Raw genomic sequence first — 26,059 nt, 5'->3', positions numbered from 1 at the left:
AAGCTACAAGCCTATCCGCTTTAAATCTATGCGGATAGGTTCTTCTATTTTAAGCTTTTTTAGGCGGCTGGAGTGGCCAGAGATCAGGGTGATCTGGCTCTTGGATATTTTAAATGTCTCGGCTAAAAATTCGATTAACTCCTCGTTGGCCTTCCCTTTATCGGGAGGAGCCTTAATTTTTACTCTGAGAACGTCTCCTTGATATCCCTCGATAGAGTTTTTTCTGGAGTTTGGTGTGACCTTTACCATTAGAATCATCTCTTACTCCTGAGGGCGCTCCAAGAGTTTTTGAGGCCCCATTCGGGAATTCGAAAGAGGAAGCCGAGAGTTGCAGCGGGATTGATCCAGAGGAGGTGGAGCGGCGAGTGCCACCTGCTTACATATAGTTTGAAGCTGCGCGTCATCTGTAGATACTTCCATGCACTTGTCTGTTTAAGAAAGCTTCTTCCAAAAAAATCGATGCAGCTGATGAGAGGGGTGTAGACTACTTTGTAGCCGAGTCTGCGCACCTCTCTGCAGGTGTCGATATCCTCGAAAAGAATGAAGTAGCGCGGATTAAAAGCGAATCCGAGTTTTTGGATGACCTCGCGCCTGATTAGCATGAATGCACCGCGCACCACTTCGACCTCCTGCTCCTGGTTGTCATCAAAGGTTGGATAGAAGAACTTTGGGTGCACTGAACAGAAGAAGGGTCTCAACTTTAAGAGCGCGGGCAGGTAGGGGAGCAGAGAGGGGAATTTAGAGGGCCTAAGCGCTGGGTGGGGTGTCTCTGAGGAGCATAATAGTTTGCAGCTTGCAAGCCCAACTTCCGGCCTCTTCTCTATCCAGTTGAGGAGGCTGTCGAGGGTGCCCTCATGGAGCTGCATGTCCGGATTGAGAAAGAGTAGGTAGCGTCCCTTTGCCTCTTTCACTCCTTGTTGATTTGCTGAGGCAAAGCCGTGGTTGCTCTGGTTTTTGATAAGGCGTACATAACTTGAGTAGCCGCCTTCGACGAGCTCTACTGTTCCATCTGTTGAGGCGTTATCGATGATGATGTGCTCGTAGGTGCAGTTGAAGGTGCGTGTGACGACCGAGAGGATGCATGCATCTATATACTCTTTCGACTGGTAGGTGACAGTGATGATGCTCAAATCAAGAGGAGGCATATTTTCTGGACTATATAAATTTATTTTTATTAAAAGGAAGCTTAAACAAGGAGAGACTCCTAATGAAAATTACTCTGGAAAAGCAGACGGCGGCATTCATTCAAGAGCTAACGCAAAAAGGGGGAGCGCCAATCTATAAGCTTCGTCCTGTAGAGGCGCGCCAGGTGCTTGAGAAGCTGCAATCTTCTCCTATTGAAAAGGCGGATGTATCTGTCGAAGAGAGGGTGATTGTAGGTGGTCCGAAAGGTGAGGTCTCTATTCATATTCTGCGCCCGAAAGGAAGCCAGGAGAGGCTGCCAGTCATCATGTATTTTCATGGCGCGGGATGGGTGATGGGAAGTAGAAACACTCACGATCGTCTTGTCCGAGAGCTGGCTGTAGCAACAAACTCTGCCGTGGTCTTTGTTAACTACTCGCGCTCACCTGAAGATAGGTTTCCTGTTGCGATCGAGGAGGCTTACACTGCAACGAAATACGTGGCGGATCATGCGGAGATGTTCAATCTCGATGCATCGCGGTTTGCAGTTGCAGGAGATAGCGTAGGTGGCAATATGGCAATTGCGGTAACGCTTCTTGCAAAAAAGTGGTCGAGTCCAAAGATCGACTGCCAGATTCTCTTCTATCCCGTGACTAGCGCTGCAATGAACACCCCTTCCTATAAGCAGTTTGCAGATGGCCCTTGGCTTACAAAGCCTGCGATGGAGTATTTTTGGAACGCCTACGAGCCCGAGGTTTCAGAGAGAAAAAAGATCATGCTCTCTCCTCTCTTGGCAACCTCCGAGGAGCTCAGAGATCTGCCTCCAGCACTTGTGATTACAGCCGAGAATGATGTTCTTAGAGATGAGGGCGAGCTCTATGCTGCGAAACTCATGGAAGCGGGAGTGAAGGTAACAGCCACGCGCTTCCTGGAGACGATCCACGACTTTCTCATGCTCAATGCCTTAGCAGAGACGCCAGCTGCGCGTGGAGCTCTCCAGCTAGCTACCACTTACATCAATGAGGCGTTCAACAGGACGGCTCAGAAGGGCGCAAAGACGAGAAAGCGCGCCGCCTGACTCGCTTGCAGACACTCTCTTACGAGCCATTGACAATGAGGATTCCGATGGTGGTTCCAGCTCCAGGCTCTTCCCCTTGCTTATCAGTCCAGGTGAGTAGAGCATCCTTTTTATAGAGGGTGTTTGCTACGCGGAAGCGCAGCTGATAGAGGCCCGTCTTTTCAGGAGCTTTGAAGACAAACTTCTCGTGGCTTCGCTCGGTCAGAAGGCAGAAGGAGTTGTAGATGCTTGTGAGGGGCCCTGTTCCTTCAATCCCAATAACGATGCGGTAGAGGGAGAATTTAGAGCAGTGTGCTCGATCGAAGCTGCACTGGACTTCAGCTTGAACCTCTTCTCCAGGCTTCACGATCGCAACGCGGCTGTGGCCGTTCAACTTCAAATCGCTGAGCGTCACCACGCCAGATGTCGCCTCATCCTCAACCAGCCCCTTCCACGGATAGCTGTCGACACTCTCATCAGCTCGTGCATTTGCAATCAAACAGCAGAATAAAAGCGCAAAGGAGATAATCTTCTTCATATTTATACATCTATCTATAAGTAGTTAATTTTTCTAGCAGATTTAGATGCTTAATAAAAATTGTCGACTTTTCCGCAAGCTATTGCAGAAAAGTCTCGACTATTCCGCAATAGCTTGCGGAAAAGTCAGGTTTTGTCAAATTTTCTATTGACTTGTCATGGGATTTTTTGAGAGCCTTCTCGCTCCTTTTAAGGGTGGGATATGTTCAGATTCCTTCTGCTGCTACTTGCTGCCACGGCCTCTCTTTTTGCAGAGCTAAAAGACCCCTCCGTTCTGGCTGCAACAGATGGCGATCCGCAGATCACAATTAGCCGGCATGTGAATGCCCTCACCGGCGACTTTACCCTCTTCCAAGATGATCATGTGATTCAGGCGGTAGAGCCGCTCTCTCTTCGCAGATTCTACGTGAGTGGAGATGGAAGGGGCAGCCGAAGCGGCTGGATCTTTTTTCCTCAGACTCAGCTCACTTTCTCTCTATCGGGTAAAACCTGGAGAGCCTACGTCGGTCAGCCCTCCGGCGGCGTTCTGGTATACAAAGATAGGGGCAATGACATCTACCTTCCGGACTTGAGAAAGCATGGGAAGGGGGTGACCAACACAGCTCATGGCGTTATTTCGGGGCGAACTAATTTAAAAAACAGCCGTCTGATCAATCTCAAAAAGGCCTCGTACAAGCTGGTCTGCGCGGATGGAACGGAGAGGTTCTACAAGCGAAAGAGGAAGAACAATGTGATGAAGGAGTACCTTCTTCACTCCGAGCGCCTTCCCAACCAGAATCAGATCTTTTACGAGTATGATACTTATCATAGGCTTACTCTTGTCAAAACAACCAACCCCTCCAATACAAAGACCTATGCGTGGGCGCGCTTTCACTATCTAGAGGAGAGCAAGAAGAGGAGTCCGGCAGATTTTAATATCGAGACGAGCGATGGGAAACTTCTCGAGTACCGCTTTGTTGAAGAGGTGAATAGAGAGGGGATCTCCTCTTTTCGTTTAAACTCGATCAAAACTCCTGAGCATCCAACGGAGACCATCGAATACACGAAGGAGAGAAAGAGCTCGGATAAGCTGCTAAGAAAACGCCTCTTCCCCGAAGGGAGAGAGCTCTTTGTTGAGTACTACAGCCAGGGAACAAACGATGTTGCGGGCCAGAAAGTTAAACTAAAAGACATTGAAGACCCGCGCTGCGACCGAGTTAAAACTCTCTATGAACAAGCCGGCCCGAATGGAGAGCTGATCCCCGCCTACCACTTTCTCTATCAGGTCGAGCGGAAGAAGAAGCGAGATGAGTATGTCTATAAAGAGCATGGCGTAAGCGAGGTGATCGATGCCCTCGGATGCAGGACAGCTTTTCGTTTTAATCCCTCTCTTTTTCCCACATCGATTGAGAGCTTTGACGAGAAGAATCAGCGTCGCCACTATCTCCACATGGCCTGGAACGAGGCGGGCGAACTCCAGAGTAAAACTCTCTCTGGTCCCGATGGAAAGGAGATCTGGACGCGGGAGTTTTTCTACGATGAGAAGGGGAACGTCCTTGAAGAGCGATTTCTCGGCGATCTCACCGGATTGGGAGGCCGCGACTCCTACACCAAAAAAACAAGATACACAGAGGAGAACCTCCCTTCGAGAGTGGAAGAGGAGAGTGGCGCTGTAACCCTATTTACCTATCTTCCCGGCACGCCGCTTGTGAGGTCGCAGCTTCAGTGCGACGGCGATAAGATTCTTAAAAGAGAGTTTCACCAGTACGATGCGGACAATCTACCTATCCGCACGGTTGTTGATGATGGCGCAGGGTTTGATGAGGCTGATCTAAGCGGCGTCACCTATCGAAAGATCGTCGAAGTTAAACGCAGGCAGACGGGGCCAGCCCTCGGATTTCCAGAGGAGATCGAACAGAGGTATCTCGATCTCATCTCTGGTAAAGAGAAGCTTTTAGGTAGGTGCATCATCTCCTACCGCGCGGATGGACGGCCGATTAAGCGGGAGATCTACGATGCTGAAGGCCTCTTTTCTCATGCTCTGCGGACAGAGTATGACGCGATGGGAAGGCCTTGCGAAGAGACCAATGCGATAGGTCAGGTCCAAAAAATAGCGTACGACCTTTTTGGCAATCGTGTGCGGCAAGAGAGCTTTTGCGAGCAGCTGATTAAAGAGATGGTCTACGACAAGATGGACCGGCTGCGTCAAGTTACAGAGACGGGCTTTGATAAGCTCGTGCATACGAGCCGCTTCGAATATGACACAAAAGGCCGAAAGAGCGCCTCCATAGACCACTTTGGAAATGCGACTCGCTACACACACAATCCCATCGGGAGCTCTGTTGAAACTCACTATCCTGAAGTCTTCCCCTGGAGCCCGAAGAGCAGCTCGACAGTTGATGTATTGGGAAGAGAGATCTTGCGAGTCGATGAGAGAGGGGATTCAACAGAGATCTCCTACAATGCGTATGGAAAACCGATACGCACACAGCATCCCGACGGCTCGGTTGAAAAGCTGATCTATCACAAAGATGGAAGCTTAGCAGAGAAGATCGATGTCAAGGGCGCGGTCTCTGTTTTTTCGTATGACGTCTTTGGTAGAGAAATAGAGAAGAAGATCTACGATGAGAAGCGGACGCTTCTCTTCTCTGAACGGGCAGAGTATAAGGGCGATCTTCAGATCTCGAAGACCGATCCCGTGGGGCAGACGGTCTACTACTTCTACGATGGAGCAGGAAGAAGAGTCTCTCAAGAAGATGGTTTTCAGAAGATCACTTTCGGGTACGACTCTTTAGGACGCCCCTCCACAACGGCTACCTCTGACGGCACTTCTCCCTTGATCACAGTGAAGGAGCACGATCTTCTGGATCGCGTCATTGAAGAGAGAGCAGAGGATGGAGAGGGAAATACGCTGACAAGAGTTCTCTACTCTTATGACGCCTCTTGCAACAGGTCTTCAGTCACAAAGTTCATAAACGGGCAGGAGAGCACCGAGCGTTTTGTTTTCGACTCATTTAAAAGACCGGTAGCCCAGACGGATGCTCTTGGATTTCTAGTTGAAACTCTCTATGACGAGAACGAGCGCAATGCTCAGGGACAGCGGGTTCTTAAGAAGAGAGTGATCGACGCGCGGGGAGTCTCCACTACCACGCTTCACGATGCGCTTGGCCGCGTGACTCAAACCGAGGGAAGAGGCGCATCTGATGAGCTTCTCTCTCTGGAAAAATTCTTTTACGATCTGGGAGGCAAGTGCTGCAAGCAGGAGAGCACTCTCATTTCAGCGGCAAGACCACTCTCTACCGTTACGACGGTGTGGGAGCATGGCGTCATGGGGAGGCTCTTAAGTTTAACAAAGGCTGCTGGGAGTGTAGATCAGCGCGTTGAGAGATATAGATACGATGAGGCGGGCCTCCTTCGAGAGATCATCAAGCCCGATGGAGTGCATCTTATTCATGAGTATGACGCTCTCGGCCGCAAGGTGCGCCTCTTCTCTTCAGACCAGTCGATCGACTACGCCTATGCCTACGATCCGCTTGGACGCATGGTTTCAAATGAGAACCTGCTGAACCATAAAGCGACCACCCGCATCTATGATAGAAGGGGTTGCCTCACCCAAGAGGTGCAGGAGGGCGGAGCCTCAATTGCTTACAAGTACGATCCGCTGGCTCGCCGCACAGCTCTTCTCTTGGCAGATAGATCTTCGGTTAGCTACCACTATGACGCTCTCTACCTCAGAGGGGTAGAGCGTTTGAGCGCAGATGGCGATCTCCTCTACACGCATAAGTACACCGAGTATGATCAGGCGGGCAATCTTCTGAGCGAAGAACTCGCAGCTGGAGTGGGAGCGCAAACCCGCACAGTTGACATGTTAGGAAGAGCAGTCTCGCTCTCCTCGCCCTATTTTACCTACGCGATTAGCGAGTTCGACCCCTCGGGAAACATTCTGCAAATCAAGCGGGCAGAAGAGAGGCGTTCATTTGCCTACGACGGACTCTCGCAGCTTACACGCGAAAAGGATCACACCTACGTCAGCGACTCGCACCAGAATAGGCGCGTGCAGGATGGAGTGGCCCACACTCACAACGCATTAAATGAACTTCTGAAAACCGAAGAGGAGCACTTCTCCTACGATGCGAATGGTAATCCCATCTTGCAGCAGATGAAAGAGGAGCAGGTTCGCTATTACTACGATGCGCTCGACCGCCTCATCCAGGTGATCTCTCCCGAACGCTACTGGGTGATTTTTACATATGATGGACTTCATAGACGCACCTCTAAGGTCAGCTACCTCAAAGAGGCTGGCACGTGGAAAGAGAGCCAGAAGCTCTACTTCCTCTACGATGATCAGAATGAGATTGGAGCGATGGATGATGCGCACACGCTCTGCCAGCTGCGCATTTTAGGATCCGTCCCCAGAGCAGAGGCCGGCGCGGCAGTCGCTCTCGAGCTCGACGGCCTCCTCTTCATTCCCCAGCACGACCTGCTGGGGAATGTTGTAGGCCTCATCTCTCCCCAGACCCGCACCCTCGTCGAGAAGTATGACTACACCGCCTTTGGGGAGGAGATCGCAAACACAGAGGCCCCAAGATCCCCCTGGCGCTACCAGTCCAAACGGACAGATGAGGAGACACACCTCGTCTACTTTGGCCGCAGATACTACATGCCCTCCCTAGGCCGTTGGCTCACAACCGACCCCAAGGGATACACCGCCCTCAGCAGCCTCTACGCCTTCTGCAGCAACAACCCCCTAACCCGCTTCGACCTCTATGGTCTCGAGGACCTCCTCGAAAAGGATCTCCCCCAAAAAAGCGAATCCCGCACCCGCTCTTTCCTCTCCTCCCTTGCTTCCTTTGCTAGAAATCTCTATGCTTTTGCCACCGAAACCTCCGGCACCTATAGCACAGATCCTTCTTCTAAACCTTCTGGTGCTATGTATGTAAATGGGATCTTAACTACACAAGAACAAGCATTCACTGCGGCAAAAACATTTAGCGAGCTCGGAAATGGAATTCAAGTCACTCTTATGCATAACGCATCTAATGGGCCTTTTTTTGATATTGAAAACTGCATAGAAGAATACATGGGAAAGATAACGAGAGAGCAGATCCTCTTGAAAAAAGAATGGGAAGGGTTTGTCGAAAACAATCCTCCTGGCGCAGAAATGCTAGTGGTTAGTTCGAGCGGAGGAAGTATCATTGTGCATGGTGCTTTGCAACGCTCTTCTCCTGAAATTAGAGATAGAATTACTTCGATATCGGTTGGAGGAGGGAAAATTATTCCTCGAGGGTTGTGCCATAGATCATACAACTACATGAGCAAGCGCGATTTCGTCTCAAGAATAGACGCCACTATCCGTTCTGAATATGCGGATCAGTTGATTGTGCTTGATCCACATGAGGATGCGCCTTTTCACGATCACTCAATTTTGAGTCCTACGTTCAGGAGTGTGATTGAAGGCCATATTAAGGACTATCAGATGGGGAATCGAAGGGAATGAAAAAGATCTGCTCTTGGATAGTTATTCTTCTGCTTACAACATTTTTTAGCTGCTCTTTCTTTCATAAACAGAGAAAAGATTCTAAAATTGTGGACCAAATGAATCTTGAAACTGCGAAAAAACTCAAAAGTGAAAAAAAACTCCATCTCGTAGGTGATGGGGCCCAGATGATGACAGATATTAAGATGCTGGCATTGAGTTTTTCATACTACCATGATGTGGATCAAAAAAAAGCGAGAGAGCTACTCCTTTCTGCAATTCATGAGTATCTTGCTGTTATAAATAAAAATGAGCAGATACAACCCTACCTTTACAACCGTCCATTCACAGCTAATAATGTTGAAATTAGAATTTTTGTTCGAAAGCCAGATCATTCAGATATTGACAGAGGAAAGATCTGCGCTGCGTCTGCTCTAGAGGGTGCTATTAGATACGATATTAGAGATCCTGAGACTGATCGCTTGAGGACGATTGCCACCGAGACCTACGAAGAGGCATTGAGTAGAGCTCAGTTTTGATCGAGCGGATAAGCGAGATCCCTGGAGTGCGGCGCTCTGCGCCGCCCTGGTTTTCAGGATTAAAAAAACAAGATCCGCTTCGCTAGCAGGATCGTCGCTGACCGCGACGGCAGGATTTCCGGAATTTCCCTATCCTGCCGCCCCCGGCGCTTAGCAAGGGGGGCGATCCTGCAAGCGAAGCGGATCCTGTTCTGCTTCTCTTCCAAATCTTACCAAATCAAGGCGGCGCAGAGCGCCGCACTCCAGGGATCTCGCTTTGCTCGATCAGGGGCGGGGAGTTGTGGACTCGCTACCGCGGCTCTTTTGTGTTTGGAGGGCGTGTTTTCCCCACGTTCCGCTGGCGCTACACGCGGGGCTAGCGCCTTATGCCACTTCCGTGGCTCGGAATTGTTTATCAAATTAAAATTATATTTAAGTGTTTTTAATCTCTTGTTTTTATTGAATTTTTTTTATATAATTTAGTTTTTTAAACAATAGGATTAAATATGACAACAGAAAGTGGATTAAACGCGAAACGAACTGAGGATGCTAGTCGCTTATTAACGGCAGCGTTTCCTCAACGTGCTCAAACACAAGGAGTTGCTGCAGCAGTCGCTGAGCATGTAGGAGATGCATTTATGCGGACTGTTATTTCAGAGCAACTGCTAACTTCGACTGAGGGAACTTCTATTTCCTCTCATTCTCCAATGTTACGCAAAGTCGTTGATGAAAAATTACTAGATGATTCTTCTTTTCTTATAGACTTTTTTAAAAAAGCCTTTGGCAGGGAGCCTACGCAAGCTGATATTGATCTCTTGAAAAGGTCCTACCGTTCAAGAAAAGAGCATGAAGAAGACAAGATGCAGAGAAAATATCCTGATGGAGTGAGCAGCGAAAAATTTCAAAAGATGGCCGATAAGAGCCTTCAAAAAAGAGTCAAAGAACTTTCTAAAGAAGGCGTGATAGAATGCTCTAATGGATGTGATACTTGGGCCAAAATATTCCCAAAATGCACAAGATGCTTCAATGTGGCGTATTGTTCAAAAGCGTGCCAAAAAGCGCACTGGCCCGCACATAAGGCTGCGTGTGTTATTCCGGCTGGAGCAGGAGCCAAAACAGCTGGTGCCGGTGCTGGCGCTGGCTCGAAAAGCCAAACTCTCTCTTTAACCCAAAATTCCAAAAACCGGCGCTCCTCAGAGCGCCGCTTTTTTTATGCTTATTACCAGAACCGCGGAAGCGGTGAAAGGGACCTCTTTCGCCGCTGCCGCGGCTCTTTTGTGTTTGGGGGCGCGTTTTCCCCACGTTCCGCTTGCGCTACACGCGGGGCTAGCGCCTTACGCCACTTCCGTGGCTAGGAGTGGGATCTCGCCTGCGCGCTTCAGAAAAGAGAGCGGGTGGCTACTTTGTTGATTTTTCCCAATAACGATCGTTTAGGCCTTGGTGGTCTGATACTCCCTTATTTTGAATGGCCTTTATGCACTCCTCAATGCTTGTAACGACTACAAGAAGATCGAGGTGTTTCTGCTTGAGAGCCTTCTTCTCTACCATGACCTTAAATTGTTCAAGTAGGTGGTCCCAGTAGTGGTCTGTGTTCAATAAAATGATCTTCTTTTCCATGAGACCCCACTGCTTAGGAACCATGAAGTCCATAAGTTCATGTAGAGTTCCGAAGCCGCCAGGTAAAATCACCATTGCATCGCACTTTTCTTGGAATACTTGAAGTCTCTCATGAATGGTATCTGTCCACACTAAATTGCATTCTGGAATCTTGGGATGGCGAACGTTATAGTTTTTAAATATTGCTGGGATAACTCCCTTCGAGTGAAGCGGATCTGCTTTTTTCGTAAATCCATTTACAACAGCACTCATGAGTCCAGTGTTGGCGCCGCCTGTGATGAGGCCGTGTCCCGACTTAGCAAGCGCTGAGCCAAGTTCAAGGGCCTGCTCTTTGTAGAGATCTGGAATTGCTTCGTCTGAGCCGCAAAAGACACCGACCATGTGTTTGGATGCGGCCGATGCTTGTAAAAAGGTCATAGGCAGCAGGCTAAAAATCGAGAGAAAAATTACTGAGAATGCTTTTCTACTTGTCATATCTCTCCTTGTTACGAGGATTTTGGGGGCAGAGTACTGCGGCGGAAGGCGCCGCGGAGTGCGGCGACGGCGACATCGAGCGACTCTTGGGCTTGGGAAGAGGCGCGTGCGCCGCTACCTGCGAGGTGGCCGATATCCCACTGAGTGTAGATATTGGTTCTTACTCCTGCGGCGCGCAGGCGGTCTGCGTACTTCTGGCCATCTGCACGCAGGTCATCCTTTTCAGCTAAGAGCACGAGAGCTTCGGGAAGTCTGCTAAGATCTTTCGCAAGGATGGGCGAGACGTAGGGGTTGTTTGCATCGGCAGGATTTGCGAGGTATTGAGTAGCATACCAGCGGATGATATCCACCTTGTCATTCTTTCTCTCTAGGGTGCCGCCGCCGGTAAGGTCGGGGGAGGGATTAATCAACACTTGTAGATTGATGGGAGGGCCGCTTCGGTCTCTAGCCAGGAGGCAGAGGGCTGCAGTGAAGTTGCCGCCGGCGCTATCGCCAACGACGGCGAGTGCCTCTTTTCTTCCCCGGAGCTCACTTGCGTGTTCTACCGTCCATAAAAGCGCCTGATAGCACTGCTCAAGGGGGAGGGGAAATTTGCCTTCAGGCGAGTTGAGGTAGCCGACAGAGACTACTACTGCCTGTGCTCCTCGGCAGAGATAGCGAGCTAGGTTGTCGTGCGTGTCTAGACTTCCTGCAACCCAGGCGCCTCCATGGATAAAGAGGATTATCGGAAGCTCTTTGGAGGAGCTATCTGGCGTATAGATGCGCAAGGGGACGGAGACTCCTTCTCGCTCTATCGTTAGATCCTTCGAAGAGTAGACCTCAGGCTGTTCTGCCGGGATCGACATGATCTTCTCATTGATCTGCTTGCGCACATCGTGCGGATCTATCTCCCAAATCGTTGGCTGATTAGATGTGCACTGGGCAAGCGTTATCGATCCAAGCAGAGAAAGTGAGAGTAGCAATCGACTCTTCATTGTGTTACTCCGCGGGTTCTACTTTGTAGTCGAGGATGAGGCGGTCTTTCTCTTTGCGCCCAATGAGCAGGAGGTGACTGTGGGGCGGGATCTTTCCTGCGAGGAGGGCGTTGGCAAAGAGGTTGACGACCTGGGATTGGATGAGCCGCTTGAGAGGGCGTGCGCCAAAGTCTGGGTCGTAGCCCTTCTCCGCGAGGTATTCGACGACTTTGGGCTCCCACTTGAGGGTGATGTGTCGTTCGGCAAGTCTGTCTGCAACGTGCTCGAGCTGCAGGACGACGATCTTTTCCATGTCTTCGAGCTTGAGGGGCAGGAAGGGGAGGATGTCGTCTAAGCGGTTGATGAACTCGGGGTTGAAGTGGGCTTTGATGACGGGGTCTAGGATCTCCAAGAGCTCTTCTTTCGTGTCAGCATGCTTCTTCAGAAGAAGATCTGAGCCGAGGTTGGAGGTCATGATAAAGAGGGCGTTTTTGCAGTTGACCCTGCGGCCTTTGCTATCTGTGATGTGTCCCTCATCAAAAATTTGCAGAAGAATATTGTAGACGTCGCGGTGGGCCTTTTCGATCTCATCGAGTAGCACAACGGAGTAGGGTCTGCGTCTAAGGGCTTCTGTGAGCTGTCCTCCCTCTTCATAGCCAACATATCCCGGAGGAGAGCCTACAAGGCGAGAGATGCTATGCTTCTCCATGTATTCGGACATATCGAGCCTGACGATCGCCTCTTCGTTATTAAAGAGCTGCTCGGCAAGGGCTTTTACAAGTTCTGTTTTACCGACTCCTGTGGGGCCGACAAAGAGGAAGGCTCCGATGGGTCTATTTGGGTCATTGAGTCCTGCGCGCGACCTGCGGATCGCTTCAGAGACTGCTCTGATCGCAATGGGCTGTCCGATGACGCGCTCTTCTAGAAATTTTTCGAGATGGAGGATCTTCTCTGCCTCTTTCTCGAGCATTTTTTCAACGGGGACGCCGGTCCATTTTGCGACGATCTGAGCGATGAGGTTCTCGTCGACCTCCTCTTGCAGTAAGCGCTCGGGAAGTTTATTCAGTTTATTCTGCGCCTCTTCGATCTGCTTTTGCGTAGCGGGGATCTGGCTATAACGGATCTCGGCGACTTTATTGTAATCGGGTTTGCGTTCGGCTTCCTCTTCTTGGAAGCGGAGCTTTTCAAGCTCGTCTTTCTTCTCTTTGAGGATCTGTATGAGTTTTTTCTCCTCGTTCCACTTTCCGCGGAGTATCGAGAGCTCCTCTTTGCGCTGAGCGATCTCCTTTTCTGCCTCTTTTGCTTCGGCATCCATGCCTTCACGTTTGAGCGCCTCTTGCTTGACGATTAAAGAGGCGAGCTCGCGCTCTTTTCTCTCGATGGGTAGAGGGAGGCTTCCGATCTGCATGCGGATGAGGCTTGCTGCTTCATCGATGAGGTCGATCGCTTTATCAGGAAGGCGGCGGTCTGTGATGTATCTAGCGGATAGGGTGACTGCGGCATGGAGAGCAGCTTCAGTAATCCGCACGCCATGGAAGATCTCATACCTCTCTTTGAGTCCGCGTAGAATGGCAATCGCATCTTCAACGGAGGGCTCAGAGACGAAAACGGGCTGGAATCTGCGCTCAAGTGCGGGGTCTTTTTCAATGTATTTCTGATACTCTCCGAGGGTTGTGGCTCCAATGCAATGGAGCAGGCCTCGTGCGAGCGCGGGCTTCAAGAGGTTGGCTGCATCCATCGATCCTTCTGTTGCTCCCGCTCCGATTAGAGTATGAACCTCGTCGATGAAGAGGATGATATTGCCCTCGCTCTTCTCGATTTCAGTGAGGATTCCTTTGAGCCTCTCTTCGAACTCACCGCGGTACTTGGTTCCGGCAATGAGGCTGCCCATGTCGAGGGCCATGAGCTCTTTGTTCTTAAGCGAGTCGGGGACGTCATCTTGGATAATCTTATGGGCAAGGCCTTCTGCTATGGCTGTTTTTCCAACGCCAGGCTCGCCGATGAGCATCGGGTTGTTCTTTGTGCGGCGCGAGAGGACCTGCATGGTTCTTCTGATCTCTTCATCGCGGCCGATGACGGGATCCAGCTTTCCTTCTCTTGCGAGGTTGGTTAGATTTTTGCAAAATTTTTCTAGAGCTTTCAGATTGCCTTCGGAGTTGGGGGAGTCCATATGTCTTGAACCTCTTAGATTTTTAATTTCAGCTTCTACATCTTTGAGGGTTTTTTTCGAGAGCTTTTTCCAGGAAGCGAAGGGCTCGATGGGCTTCTCCCAAAAACTTAAAAAGAGGTGGTCGCTGCTGATGTAGGTGTCTTTCCAGGCTTTGGCTATTTTTTCTGCTTCTTGAATTCTCTGCTGCAGGCCCATTGAGGCTCTCGGCTCGCTCGGAGAGCCTGTGTAGGTTGGTAGCGTCTTCATCGCTTCTTCAACCTGCCTGAGTAGCAGTGATGGATCCGATCCAACGACTTTGCAAATGGAGACAAAATATCCTTCAGAATCGAGGAGAAGAGCTCTGAGAAGATGGTTTTCAGTAATTTCAGTATGCCCCTGCGTCTTTGCATAGGAGAGAGCTTCTTGGATCGAGTTTACAACCGCTTCTGAAAATTCCTGTGTCATAAGAGAACCCCATTAAGAAAAAACTTGTCAAAGTTTTCAGAATAATAGCACATTAGGACAAATTAATTCTCTGGTTGAGGTGTCCATATGAAGAAGCTGCTCTCGTTAACGATTCTCGCGTTTTTCTATTTTTCCCAAGTTCAAGCAGAACAAGAAATTTTTCCGAAAAAAATTCAGAAGCAGAGTCTGTTGCATAAAGCAAAGAGCATCTACTCCCAGTTTGGAGAGGAGGGAATCCTAGAGGAGATCTTAAAACGTCTGGATATCAAGAGCGGCTTTTTTGTGGAGTTTGGAGCTGCCGATGGACGCTACCTTTCAAATACGAGATTTCTTGCCGAGAGGGGATGGAGAGGTGCATTCATCGAAGCGTCGCCGAGTCTTTTTGAGAAAGCAAAGGAGAATTGCAGGGATATTCCGCAGGTTATGCTGATCAACGAGTTTGTAAGCTGTGATCCCTTGGATTGCAGAGGAAAGATGTTCGATCTGATAGCTGCTCAGTACTTTCCAAAAGAGGAGATCGATGTTCTCTCGATCGATATCGATGGCTCAGACTATCTGATTCTTGAAACGCTGAGATGCAAACCGAAGATCATCATTGTCGAAGGGGGCGTCTACTGGTCGCCCCATTTGACGACTCGAATTCCCGATGAGGTTGCAGCTCAAGATCTAAATCAGCCTCTGCCAGTTGTTTTTGAAGAGGCGAAAAGGTTAGGGTATAGGCCCGTCTGCTTCACGATAAATACTTTTCTGGTAAGAGAGGATCTCTATCCCGTATTCCAAAAGATAAAAAACGATCCAGTAACCCTCTGGACAGACTCCTGGATCTACTATAGCAAGCACTATCCGGGGCATATTGAATGGGTGAGAAATGCTCGAAAGACTCATCCTCTGATCCGACAGTTTGATCACCTGCTGACTCCTCCTTGACTATATATTCTCGCTTGGGTACATCGAGACAATGCCTATAACAAGACTTCTCTGCGCACTTCTATGTTCTATGCAGATCTGCCTGATTGCAGAGGTTCGCATTGTAGCGACGGAGAATTTTTACGGAGAGCTCGCAACCCAGATCGGTGGGCCTTACGTCAAAGTGCTCAGCATCATGAGCAATCCAAATCAAGATCCTCACCTTTTTAGCAGCAATGCAGATGTAGCCAAAGGGGTTGCAGATGCCCAGATGCTGGTCTACAACGGCATCGGCTACGACGCCTGGATGAATAATTTAATTTCGGCGAATTCAAAGAGGAAGAGAGTGACCATCTGCGTAGCTGATCTTGTCGGAAAGAAGATGGGAGACAATCCCCACATCTGGTACGACCCTGCTACGATGCCAGCCTATGCGAAGGAGCTTGCGGTAAAGCTGGGGGAGTTGGACCCCGAGCATAAGGAGTACTTTAATCAGAGGCTCGGCGAATTTAATACCAGCTACACTGAAATAACAGATCAGATCGAGCGGATGAAAAAGAGTTACGCAGGGAGTCCGATCTGCGCAACAGAGCCCGTGTTTAATTACATGGCAGACGCCCTTGGTCTGAAGATGTTTGGAGAGGGGTTTCAGCTGAGTGTAATGAATGACACCGAGCCAAGTGCTAAGAATATCGCAGATTTTGAAAACAGGCTTAAGACGCGCGCAGTGAAGGTGCTTATCTACAACAACCAGGTCTCTAATCCGATCACGGAACGGATGCAGAATCTGGCAAGGCAGTCGAAGGTTGCAGTTGTTGGCATAAGCGAGACGCAGCCGGTGGGAAAAGATTATATCCAGTGGATAACGGGTGAATTGGATCAACTAGAAACCGCCTTGAGAGAGGAGCGCTGATTGGGTTCAATTTCATTTGAGAAGGTGACCTTTTCATTTCATCATAAAGCGATCTTAAAAGAGGTCTCTGGCGAGATTCGTCCAGGCGAATTTATTGGGATTTTTGGTCCAAATGGCGCTGGCAAAAGCACTCTTTTGCGTCTGATTTTAGGGCTCATCAAGCCTGAGAGCGGAACTCTACTCGTAAACAGTAGACCGCCAGAGACTGGCAATTGCGATATCGGGTATATGCCGCAGGTAAGAAGAGAGGCGCAGATGCTGCCCCTATCGGGAAGATCATACCTCGCTGCCACCCTGCATGGAACGGGATGGGGAGTGCCTCGCGTATCAAAAGAGGATGCTGAACAGATCGAGCGGGTGATCGAGCTCGTCGGCATGAGGGATTACGTAGATAGGCCCTTCTTTGAGTGTTCTGGAGGGGAGAGGCAGAGGCTGGCTCTTGCTCAGGCCCTTCTGGGAAAGCCCAATATTCTTCTTCTGGATGAGCCGCTGAGCAACCTCGATCCTCACCAGCAGGAGAATATTATCAACCTGGTTCAATCGATCCAGAGGCAGCTCAAGATCACTGTTCTATTTACCGCACACGATATCAATCCACTGCTTCATATCATGGACCGAATCCTCTATCTCGGAAATGGCAAGATGGTAATAGGCGCGGTAGAGGAAGTTGTAACAAGCGAGATACTGAGTGAACTATACAATACCCACATAGAAGTGGTTCACTCAGGCGATAATATTTGGGTCATGCACAAAAATACAGGCTGTTTTAACGTACACCACCCCCACTTCAATGATGGATACCACACTCACAACAAGTAGTCTATTTGCCTACGAGTTCATGCGCAATGCGTTCATTGCGGGTACGCTTGCTGCTATCGTCTCGGCAATTGTCGGCTATTTTATCGTGCTACGCAGCCAGAATTTTGCAGGCCATGCACTAAGTCATATCGCCTTTGCCGGCGCAGCAGGCGCGGGACTTGTCGGCCTCTCTCCGAGCACGGGTCAGCTTATTTTAACTCTGCTTGCCGCGATTGGAATGGGGAGCATTGGCGAAAGGGCGTCAAAAAGCGATGTGGCCATTGGAGTGACGCTCGCTTTTTCTTTGGGACTTGGGGTTCTCTTTCTCCACTTTTATACAAACTATGCTGGACAGGCGATGGCGATCCTGTTTGGCGATCTATTCGGTGTATCTAACCATCTAATCAACATGATGCTGATCTATTCGGTTGTCAGCATTGTGGGGATTGCTCTACTTGCAAAACGCATTCTTTTCGTGAGCCTTGAACCTGAACTTGCCGAAGCAAAAGGTCTCTCTCTTCGCCTGGTCTCTATTCTATTTCTTATGCTAGTGGCAGTTGCTGTAACAGAGGCGAGTCAGGTGGTGGGGATCCTACTGGTATTCACCCTTCTGATCGGCCCTGCGGCCGCAGCGCTCTGCTGCACGCGTAGGTTCTGGAGCGGGATCTGGCTCTCAATTGGAATCGGCATCGCTGTGGTCTGGGCGGGTATTATTCTTGCATACTTTACAAACCTGCCGGTCTCGTTCTGGATCAGCGCTCTCAGCTTTGGCACCTACATTGGCCTCCGCCAGCTCTCCCTTTAAAAGAGGAGAGAAGGGAAGAGAGGAAAGGGAGGAGAATTTTACACAGAGATCACAGAGAAAGAAGAGAAAAAAATTGCCGCGAAGCGGCAGAGCATCCATCTTTTCTGCGGAGAGCAGAAAAGACGATCTTCTCCTCTTTCTCTCTGTCTCTGTGATCTCTGTGTAAGTTTCTAGCTTCTTCTACTGGTACTTGACCTGTTCGGAGAGGTTCTCTTTGGTGATGAAGAGGGGGCCGGTGAAGATAGCTCCCTTCTGCGCCTTTTCAAAAGAGAATGATTCGGGTGGGGTGAACTTAAAGCCGGTCTTTTCTTGGAGTTTTTTGATCACTTGATCGACATCGATTACGCCAGATTTATAAGAGGCTATAGCAACAGCTAAGTAGCCTTCCAGATAGGGCTGCTGAGCGACAGCGAACAGAATCTTTCCAGCTTGGATTCCATCGCGGACATGATCCGATAGATCGAAGGTTGCAAAAGGAAGCTCTCCATACTTGCCATGCTCTTTTATCGCATAGATAGACGGAAGGGCAGCAGTGGCGCTCATCGCAATGATGCCATCGATATCGAGGTCGATAGAGAGTGTTGTGGCAATAAGGGCAGCAGCAGTGGAGGGAGAGTTGTCGCGGATCGCAACTGTTAAGGCGGTTTTACCGGCCTTCTTAAATGCGCTTTTAACTCCTTCAATCTCTCGTTTATCTGAGATGTCGGTTTCAATGTCATGTACGCAGAGCAAGCGGCTTACTCCAGCCTTTAACATCCGCTCGCCTGCGATAACTCCTGCTTCAAAAGAGTCCTCTCCAATAAAGGTATTGATGCCGAGACTCGCATACTCATCAAAGCCTGAGCCAATTGCGATGACTGGAACTCCTTTTCCCTGAGCCTCTTCAATACTTGGCCTCAGAAGTTCTGAATCCGGTATCGAAATGATTAGTGCACTTGGACTAGCTTTTAGTGCTTTAGAGATATAACCAGGCATATTTTTAACTTGAGGATCGAAGAGTCCGTAATAGACCGGCTTAATTCCCATGTCGCTTCCAGCAGCGTTCATCCCTTCATAAACAAGGCTCCAGAAAGAAGAGGTTCCGCTGCTATGGGTACAGACTGCAACGGTTTTCTGATCTGCGTGCGCAGCAGAAGCAGAGAGGAGAGTCAGCAGGGCGATCTGGATAATACTATTTATCAAAAATAACTTCATTTTATGACTTCCCCGGCAATCCCATATTTTAAACCCGCTTGCATCGCTCAACTTGTTCAAGTTGAGCTGCTTCAGCGCCGACTGCGTCTGGTTTAAACTCTGGGCGCCGGCTTTGTCAAAAATGCAGTTATTTTTGATAAATGGTATTACTTTTTTTATCATGTGAGCCTAGTAGTATAAGAGTAGAAGAACGACTCCAAGGGCAGCTCCTATTGCAAGGAAAATCAAGCTGCAGATTCCCGAAACCATGGCCCTCGCTGCTAAAGGGAAGGTCGTATTGTCCATGTACATAGCAGCCTCATCGCCGCTCATCTTATTGTTGATCAACTTATTTAGAGCTGTCTCTGCGGCATGCGCCTCTTTCATCGAAAGGGCATTGGTAAAAATCAGGGTAACAGCAGAAGTGAGGCAGCCGAGCATAAATACGATGATTGCCGAAACGCACAGCCAGTGCACAACAGGGGGTTCATTTCCTGTACGGAAGATGCCCAGGATAAATCCGATGCCGCCGGCATTGCCAAAGAGTAGGAGCTGCAGCGAGGAGGCGAGGAAGCGGTACATGGTCCCGCGTCTATTCGAAAGATTCTCCTGAAGCTTGAGCTTCCAAAAGGTGGCGTCCTGAACGGTCAGTGAGTTTTGATCACTCATTTTTATTCACCTGTATTTCAGACGGTGTAATAGGGGCGGTTGTAGTAGGTAGCTCCTGGTGCATGGGCCTGTGGTATAGCTCTTCGTGGCCACCGGCTCCTGGTGCGCGGTCGGTAGATGTCTCATAAATAGTTGGAGGAAGGAGGAGAGCTGGAACTTCTGCTTTTTTCTCCTTTTTACCCTTCGCTTTTTTTGCTACTCCCTTCGGCGGAGAGACCTGATCCATTAGGTTCATTTCCAGCTGAGCGCCCTGGCCAGGTCTAATCACGTAAACATCGGCTTGAGAGACAACCTTGCTCATTGTTTTAAAATACTCCGAGAGCATCGTCTCTTCGGGATCTCGTTTATTCTCGGTGAGGAGGAAACGGAAGCGCTCCTCTGCTCCATGAGCCAGTTTAACGCGGGTGTAGGCGTAGGCTTCGGCATCTAACATGACGCGCTCAGCAAGTCCCTGGGCTTCGTTAATCGTCTCGGTCTTATACTTTTCTGCCTGGTTAATCGAGAGGTAGCGCTCCTCCTTTGCCATGAAGACGTCTTGGAAGGCGGGAACTGCAGCGGGAGGGGGCATCACCCAGTCCAGGTTAAGAGATACGAGTTCGACACCAAGCTCTAGAGGTTCGATGAGGATCTTCAAGTTTTTCAGCAGTTTTTCTTGTACGATCTCCTTATCGCTCCCGAGTAGACTATCGACATTGTAGCTGCTGATGGAGCCGATCAGAAGCTCTTGGAGGTGATCGAGGATGATCTGCTCTGGAAACTCCGACTGGAAGAGGTAGTGGGGAGAGCTGCTTATCTGGTACTGGATCGAGCAGCGGATGTCGATCAGGTTCTCATCTCCAGTAAAGTACTCTTTTCCCGAGATCTCTTTATCCTCTTTACTACCGGTTAGTTCGAATGTGTGCACCTTTTCCGCATCCACAATGATCACCCGGTCGATTCCCCATGGAAAGCGGAAGTTAAGCCCCGGCTCTCTCATCTCGCCGACATACCTTCCAAAGCGGCGCACGACACCGATCTGTCCGATGCTGACGCGGTAGGGGACATCGCAGAGACTAAGCAGAATAAAGATCCCTAAACCGATGAGAGCGGAGCGAACCGGATGATTGCGCATCCGAGCAAAGAGAGAGCGGATAAAGATGACATTTTTGGGCAGTTGAGTACTCATGAGCCGCTTCTAGTTTTTTTGTAGTTGTTGCGCTTCGGTCCCATTGAAATATTTTAGCAGAGGGGAGTTCGATTCCAGGAAGACGGTGCTCTGCGAACCTATAATCGCCTCATAAGATTCTAAGCTGCGGATGAATCGGAAGAATTGAGGGTCCTGCGCATAGGCGTCACCTAAAATTTTGAGGGCTTCTGCTTCACCTTCCCCGCGGATAGCTGTTGCCTTCGCATGAGCTTGTCCCAAGATCCTCTCGTGTTCGGCAACTGCCTGAGCTTCGATGGTTAGAGCCTCTTCAATACCCTGAGAGCGGTAGACTGCGGCGATCCGCGCTCTTTCAGCATTCATACGCTGAATAACACTGATGCGGTTCTGGATTGGAAGGAGGAAGGATTTTATTCCCACTTCATTAACTTCTATACCAAATGAACGAGCGAGCTGGCTAACTTGGGCTTCTGTTTTCGCTAGAATCTTGTGAATTTCGATATCGCTCGATTCTAAATTGATAAAGGCTTTGAACGGATAGCCGCCAACGGTGTTTGCAAGGGCTGCGATCGCAATATCACTTAGGCGACTCTCTGCTGTCGCGCGGTTCTGCATAGAGGAGACAAATTGAACGGCATCAGTGACCTGCCAGATCATGAAGGGGTTAACCATCACGTTGTTCTCGTCGTAGGTGAGGAGCGACTGAGGAGAGAGGTCGAGTACGAGGAGGCGCTTATCGACGCGGACGACCTCGTCGATCGGCCAGGGGAACTTCAGATGAAACCCCGACGTACGCACCTTCTCTAGAGGCCTTCCGAAACGGGTGACGACCCCCCATTGTGTTTCGTCGATGGTAAAGATAGCTGAGTAGATTGCAAACATGACCAAAATGATCAGAACGATATTCAGCGCCAGCCGCTTTTTAGATCTGGGCAAAGATTCATGATGATTTTTTGGATCCATGATTACTCTCTTCTTTTTTGCTTTTTTCTTCTTTGTACGAGGTCTCTTCTTCCGTATTTACCAGCGCATTTTTCCAGAGCGAGAACTTCTGTGGAGGGTAGCCAGGTGGCAGTAGGTAGAGCTCCTGTTTAGAGAGAGCCCGTTCGCTTGTCTCCAGCCACAGGAGCTCTTCGAGGAGCTCTCGATATCCTGAGACGATCTCTGCACGGGCTTTGATGCTGATCGTTTTCCCTTCTGCTTTAAGTCTCTCTGAAAGGGCGAGGGCGGTGGCTCTTTGGACTTCTACTTGGGCGTCACCGCGAGTCCGCAGCACAGTTTCGGTTAAAAATTTAAGCGCTTTTAAGTCGGCAGTTTCTCGATCTTCGCGCGCTGAAACCACATCTCTAAATGAGAAGAGGGTCTCCACAGGAGGATGTAAGTTGGTCACGTTCACAGAGATTAGGTGTGCGCCCAACTCTTCAAGCTTTGAGGTCAGATCCTTGGAGATCATCTGGTTGTACTCTTCGCGATCTGCACTCAGCAGCTTCATGATGGCGCCCGAAGCTGTTGAATCAAAAATACTCTTACGCAGTAGGTCCGCAATCACGACCTGCTGATCGCTCACTTGATAGAAGTACTTATAGGGGTCGCTGATCGAATATTGAACGGATGCTGAGATATTTAAGAGGTTCTCATCGCCAGTAAAAAAGTCGGAGCTGATGGGTTCTGAATAAGAGAAGACCGGGTCCGCCTTAGCTTCGAATGCAGTGGGCATCTGGTGCTCTTTTTCTTCAGCTTCTGCCACCTGTGCAAGTTTTGAAGAGAGCTCCGGCTGAGTGTGTTTTCCTGTTGCCATTTCGGCAAGAGGCACTCCTATCGTAACCTGATAGGGGTGAGCGTGGTACCAGAGGTCCATCTTGGCAAACGGCGCAGGAGGAATGTAGTGGAGTCCGGGCTTGAGATTGCGATCAGTTACCTTGCCAAAGATCTTCACATACCCCACCGCTCCAGGTGGAACAGTTGTCAGGCCAGAAGCTAGATAGACGAGAAAGGCGATTGGCAGCGCATAGAGAAGAGAGCGCCCTCTTACTGGAAGAAGAGCTCTCATGTTTTCTAATAGCTCTTGAAACTCTCCGCGTAGGTTGCCCTTCCAACTTCTCCAGATGATCAGTGTAATTAAAGCAGAGGCGCTTGCCCACTGGATGATACCTGTGATGCTTCCATGAGTCGGCGAGACGTTGGCAACGACATGCAGGTCGAATGCGTGTAGAATCCTATCGAAGAGCATACCAGATACCACGCCTCCGACCATCACACTAAAGAGGTAGACATTGAGAAATCTCGCGCCAAAATAGCGTCCCAAGATCGTGATCGTCGTCGTGTTGGTTGCGGGTCCTGCAAGTAGAAAGACCATTGCAGCGCCGGGACTCACTCCTTGATAGATAAGGGCAGCTGCGATGGGAGTGCTCGCGGATGCACACACATAAAGAGGCATTCCTGCTGCTAGCATAAGAAGATAAGAGAAGAACCCCTGTCCTAAGCCATATTTGGCCAGATTTTCTGGAAGAAGAAGGAAGATCAGGAAGGCGAAGAGCATACCGATAATGAGGCCGGGCAGCACCTCATCGGCGAGCTGCTTGTATGAGTAGTTAAAGATCCGGCTCCAGATCTCTCTAAGAGGAAGTACAGGACCTTCTTTGGGCGTAAGAGTCTCCTGAGTTTGCGGGGGAAGTGAAACCTCGGGTCTATACCAAGAGTAGAGGGATGAGCTATGAGAAACTCTATGCCACACTCTCTTAGGGGCGTGGACTAGGGAGTTTTTCAAGCAGTGGAAGCCGACAAAGTCGGGCTCATTCTCTTCTAGGTGCTCTGCAAGCTCGCAGCTGTGATGCTCGTGATCGTGAGGGTGGGAGCATTTAATTGGCTGATCGCTTTTGAGTGGCTGGTCCGCATCTGTGAGAAGCCCGATGCCAAAAAAGCCTCCGATAATTCCCATGCAATAGGCAAAAATCGGTCGCGCGATGGCCATTGCCGGGCCGAGCAACCCGAAGGTGACCATGATCGCATCAACCGCAGTTTCGGGAGTCGTGATCAGAAAGGAGATGATCGCGGGGCGGCTGGCTCCCTTCCGTTTTAACTCGACTCCTACTGGCGCCACTCCACATGTGCAGACAGGGATGGTGATCCCAAGTGCTGAGGAGATAAAGACCCCCTTCATTCCAGGATCGCCCACCATCGCTGAGATCTGTTTTTTTGAGACGAGGACGTGGAGGAGCCCTGCAAAAAAGAGGCCCATGAGGAAGAAAGGAGACAGCAGTAGAAACATGTTCCACAGCTGGAAAAAAGAGTAAATGATTTTATGCAGCATAATTTAAATGCAAACCCCGCCTTAAGAGTCACATAAATTAGCCTGCTTAAATTGTCAAATTTTTATTTTAATTCTTTTTAGAGGGTGAATTGGAGGCGGAGGGTGAAGACGGTAGCGTTGGGCAGGCCTTTACCGCCGGGATGCACAATGTATTGAAAGTCTGGCTGTAGGAAACCCCAGAAGGCGAATTCGTAGACATAGAATGCTTCGATTGCTGTTTCGAATCGCTCAGTGTATTCCGCTTCTTTAGCCCGCGTGAAATTTACACTGCTGATGCCAATTCCAAGCATGTCTTTAGGACGCTTACGAGGAAGGCCTTGCCAGATCGCTCCTGCTGCGTAGTAGTTATGTGCAGGGCTGATTTTTGGGTCTGCCCATCCATAAAGAAGAAAAATTGCCCCCTCTTGTTCGGGATCGTGATAGACGACCTGGTCTAAAGTCGCATAGCCGCCGCTTGTCCCTCTTTTTTTGCCCCCGCTGAATCGCTCGAACTTAGCTGTGCTATTCCATCCGCCAATCCCTAACGTGCCCTTATAGACGGAGTTGAACTCCCAAGATCCATCCAGCTCGCCAATTGTAAATGCGTGGCTGCCCAGATGGTCAAAAAAACGTCCGATCACGCCATGCTTCCCCGTAGAGTAGCCGTCGGCTAAAGAGCCGTCAAATAGACCTAGGGTGAGAGAGAGGTTGTTTAAAAAGCCGAACGATGCCAGAGCTGACATTGCTGGATGAGGATAGACTGGAAAAAAGGCAATTGTAGGGATCGCTGTAAAGGCTCCATTGATAAAAAACTGGGCGTGCTCCACCACGGTGAAGTGGTCATAGGCGTCGCTCTTGCCTAGTTGCAGCCAGTAGCGCTCGTCATAAAAGCCCTGTCTATACCAGAGGGCGTAGATCGTATCGAAACCGGGCGCTTCCATCTCATCGACAGGAACGAATGAACCAACTTGTTTCGAGGGCTGCTTCCCATGGTGGCTGAGAAACTGAGCGACAAAAGTGCCGCCTGAATAGTGAAAGAGAGGTTTGCTTTTTACTACTGCCCCAGCGGAAAAAACGTATTCAGGATTGCCCAGTGCGTCAGAGCGCTTTCTGCCGCCGTGCAGGTTCCATGTATCGTCTAGTTTAAGATAAGAGACGATATCGATTCCATACTTCTTCAAATACTCGCGTCCATTGCCCCACTGACCAGTCATCCCAAAGCGATCTTCTGCGATCGTCTCTTCGGAAAAAGCAAAAACGGGGAGGAGGAGGCAGGTGAGCAGTTTTTTCATTTTTTCTAGAGGGTTTTTCGGGGGAGAGATATACGCTTTCTTTTTTTTGAGCAATAAATATTGACCGATAGGCTAAATTCTACGTTTTTTCAAAACAAGGAGTCTTTTATGAGAAACTATATTCTGATTGCAGTCACACTTTTTGCATGTTCTACCATTTCTGCCGAAGAAGCAGAAAGAGTAGAGTCTCTCTCTTCAAAAGTAATTATGAAGGATTCAACTGGATATTTTGTTCTCTCCGATAAAAGCTGCTGGAAGGCGATCGGTTTCTCCAGAAGATGGAGAAGCTTGAGCGAGTGGTGGAACAATGTCCAACTGGCGCCTGAAACCCATGAGTGCGTTCCCAACGACTGGTATTTAGGTACTGAGATCGAGGTCTATCCGAAACGCGATAATATGCAGGTCAAAGAGGCCGATGCAGCCAACCAAGATGCAATTAAGCAGTGCACCCATATGTTTGTGAACAGCAGGACAGGGCAGGTTCTGTTTGCGATCGCATTAGAACCCTCCGTATGCATCATTCAGCTCCATAAAGAGGCTTATCAAGATGGCCATGCTGTCGGTTTTAATGAGGGCCGGATGAAGAGCACAGAAAATGCTAGAGAGATCCGCAACGCCGCCTATACAGAAGGTCATACTATCGGCTACCGCGAAGGCTTCCGCGCTGCCATCGAAGGTGAGCAGCCTGGAGCTAGTGGGTTGAATAATAGACGCTAAAATGAT

Annotated in this window: 21 protein-coding genes; 9 read left to right on the top strand and 12 right to left on the bottom strand. The window is 49.5% G+C overall.

Features of this window, described 5'->3' with window-relative positions; all coding sequences use genetic code 11:
- Positions 1-3: 3 nt before the first annotated feature.
- Positions 4-258: a YggU family protein gene (locus HYX48_06860; protein ID MBI2743620.1), complete on the bottom strand. Its 255-nt coding sequence runs from the start codon at positions 256-258 to the stop codon at positions 4-6.
- Complete coding sequence (locus HYX48_06855) at positions 255-1,145, bottom strand: glycosyltransferase family 2 protein (protein ID MBI2743619.1); 891 nt, start codon at positions 1,143-1,145, stop codon at positions 255-257. The genes HYX48_06860 and HYX48_06855 overlap by 4 nt, the downstream gene beginning before the upstream one ends.
- Positions 1,146-1,207: 62 nt before the next feature.
- On the opposite strand from HYX48_06855, the gene HYX48_06850 reads away from it, so the two are divergent.
- The gene (locus tag HYX48_06850; GenBank protein MBI2743618.1) at positions 1,208-2,200 is read left to right on the top strand and encodes an alpha/beta hydrolase; all 993 of its coding nucleotides are present in this window, start codon (positions 1,208-1,210) and stop codon (positions 2,198-2,200) included.
- A gap of 19 nt (positions 2,201-2,219) precedes the next feature.
- Here the strand turns inward: HYX48_06850 and HYX48_06845 are convergent, their stop codons facing one another.
- Positions 2,220-2,717, bottom strand: coding sequence for a hypothetical protein (locus HYX48_06845; GenBank protein ID MBI2743617.1), 498 nt, complete (start codon positions 2,715-2,717; stop codon positions 2,220-2,222).
- A gap of 201 nt (positions 2,718-2,918) precedes the next feature.
- On the opposite strand from HYX48_06845, the gene HYX48_06840 reads away from it, so the two are divergent.
- From HYX48_06840 to HYX48_06830, 3 genes are all read left to right on the top strand, one after another.
- Positions 2,919-8,192, top strand: a complete 5,274-nt coding sequence (locus HYX48_06840) for an RHS repeat-associated core domain-containing protein (GenBank protein MBI2743616.1) — start codon at positions 2,919-2,921, stop codon at positions 8,190-8,192.
- A 98-nt stretch (positions 8,193-8,290) separates the two neighbouring features.
- Entirely contained in the window at positions 8,291-8,710 is a 420-nt protein-coding gene (locus HYX48_06835; protein ID MBI2743615.1) for a hypothetical protein, read from the top strand.
- 485 nt (positions 8,711-9,195) lie between these two features.
- Complete coding sequence (locus tag HYX48_06830) at positions 9,196-10,044, top strand: zinc finger MYND domain-containing protein (protein ID MBI2743614.1); 849 nt, start codon at positions 9,196-9,198, stop codon at positions 10,042-10,044.
- A gap of 43 nt (positions 10,045-10,087) precedes the next feature.
- Here the strand turns inward: HYX48_06830 and HYX48_06825 are convergent, their stop codons facing one another.
- Genes HYX48_06825 through HYX48_06815 form a run of 3 tightly spaced genes read right to left on the bottom strand, consistent with a single transcriptional unit; the run spans position 10,088 to position 14,347 of the window.
- On the bottom strand, positions 10,088-10,780 hold the full coding sequence (locus HYX48_06825; GenBank protein MBI2743613.1) for a TIGR00730 family Rossman fold protein: 693 nt from the start codon (positions 10,778-10,780) through the stop codon (positions 10,088-10,090).
- An 11-nt stretch (positions 10,781-10,791) separates the two neighbouring features.
- Entirely contained in the window at positions 10,792-11,754 is a 963-nt protein-coding gene (locus HYX48_06820; GenBank protein ID MBI2743612.1) for an alpha/beta hydrolase, read from the bottom strand.
- A 4-nt stretch (positions 11,755-11,758) separates the two neighbouring features.
- Positions 11,759-14,347, bottom strand: coding sequence for an AAA family ATPase (locus HYX48_06815; GenBank protein MBI2743611.1), 2,589 nt, complete (start codon positions 14,345-14,347; stop codon positions 11,759-11,761).
- Positions 14,348-14,434: 87 nt separating this feature from the next.
- Between HYX48_06815 and HYX48_06810 the strand changes: the two genes are divergently transcribed.
- From HYX48_06810 to HYX48_06795, 4 genes are read left to right on the top strand one after another with little or no spacing between them, the layout of a single operon-like run.
- Positions 14,435-15,274 (top strand): FkbM family methyltransferase, encoded by an 840-nt coding sequence (locus HYX48_06810; GenBank protein MBI2743610.1) that lies wholly within the window; start codon positions 14,435-14,437, stop codon positions 15,272-15,274.
- 31 nt (positions 15,275-15,305) lie between these two features.
- Complete coding sequence (locus HYX48_06805; GenBank protein ID MBI2743609.1) at positions 15,306-16,166, top strand: zinc ABC transporter substrate-binding protein; 861 nt, start codon at positions 15,306-15,308, stop codon at positions 16,164-16,166.
- Complete coding sequence (locus HYX48_06800) at positions 16,167-16,985, top strand: ATP-binding cassette domain-containing protein (protein MBI2743608.1); 819 nt, start codon at positions 16,167-16,169, stop codon at positions 16,983-16,985.
- The gene (locus HYX48_06795; GenBank protein MBI2743607.1) at positions 16,957-17,769 is read left to right on the top strand and encodes a metal ABC transporter permease; all 813 of its coding nucleotides are present in this window, start codon (positions 16,957-16,959) and stop codon (positions 17,767-17,769) included. Before HYX48_06800 ends, HYX48_06795 begins: the two co-directional genes overlap by 29 nt.
- A 180-nt stretch (positions 17,770-17,949) precedes the next feature.
- Here the strand turns inward: HYX48_06795 and HYX48_06790 are convergent, their stop codons facing one another.
- The 6 genes from HYX48_06790 to HYX48_06765 all read right to left on the bottom strand — a co-directional run bounded on the left by HYX48_06790 (position 17,950) and on the right by HYX48_06765 (position 25,336).
- Positions 17,950-19,125 (bottom strand): substrate-binding domain-containing protein, encoded by a 1,176-nt coding sequence (locus HYX48_06790; GenBank protein ID MBI2743606.1) that lies wholly within the window; start codon positions 19,123-19,125, stop codon positions 17,950-17,952.
- 6 nt (positions 19,126-19,131) lie between these two features.
- Entirely contained in the window at positions 19,132-19,611 is a 480-nt protein-coding gene (locus HYX48_06785; protein ID MBI2743605.1) for a hypothetical protein, read from the bottom strand.
- Positions 19,604-20,776, bottom strand: coding sequence for a protease modulator HflK (locus HYX48_06780; protein MBI2743604.1), 1,173 nt, complete (start codon positions 20,774-20,776; stop codon positions 19,604-19,606). The genes HYX48_06785 and HYX48_06780 overlap by 8 nt, the downstream gene beginning before the upstream one ends.
- 9 nt (positions 20,777-20,785) lie before the next feature.
- Positions 20,786-21,718, bottom strand: coding sequence for a protease modulator HflC (locus tag HYX48_06775; protein ID MBI2743603.1), 933 nt, complete (start codon positions 21,716-21,718; stop codon positions 20,786-20,788).
- Positions 21,696-24,023 (bottom strand): SO_0444 family Cu/Zn efflux transporter, encoded by a 2,328-nt coding sequence (locus HYX48_06770; protein MBI2743602.1) that lies wholly within the window; start codon positions 24,021-24,023, stop codon positions 21,696-21,698. Before HYX48_06770 ends, HYX48_06775 begins: the two co-directional genes overlap by 23 nt.
- 119 nt (positions 24,024-24,142) lie before the next feature.
- Positions 24,143-25,336, bottom strand: a complete 1,194-nt coding sequence (locus HYX48_06765) for a carbohydrate porin (protein MBI2743601.1) — start codon at positions 25,334-25,336, stop codon at positions 24,143-24,145.
- A gap of 108 nt (positions 25,337-25,444) precedes the next feature.
- Here HYX48_06765 and HYX48_06760 point away from each other — a divergent pair, with 108 nt between their 5' ends.
- On the top strand, positions 25,445-26,053 hold the full coding sequence (locus HYX48_06760; GenBank protein ID MBI2743600.1) for a hypothetical protein: 609 nt from the start codon (positions 25,445-25,447) through the stop codon (positions 26,051-26,053).
- The last annotated feature ends 6 nt before the right edge of the window (positions 26,054-26,059 follow it).

Source organism: Chlamydiales bacterium (assembly GCA_016185065.1).
In the GTDB taxonomy this organism is placed as follows: Bacteria; Chlamydiota; Chlamydiia; order Chlamydiales; family Rhabdochlamydiaceae.
Note: the sequence above shows the minus strand (reverse complement) of the source record. Positions and strands in the feature narration are given on the sequence as shown.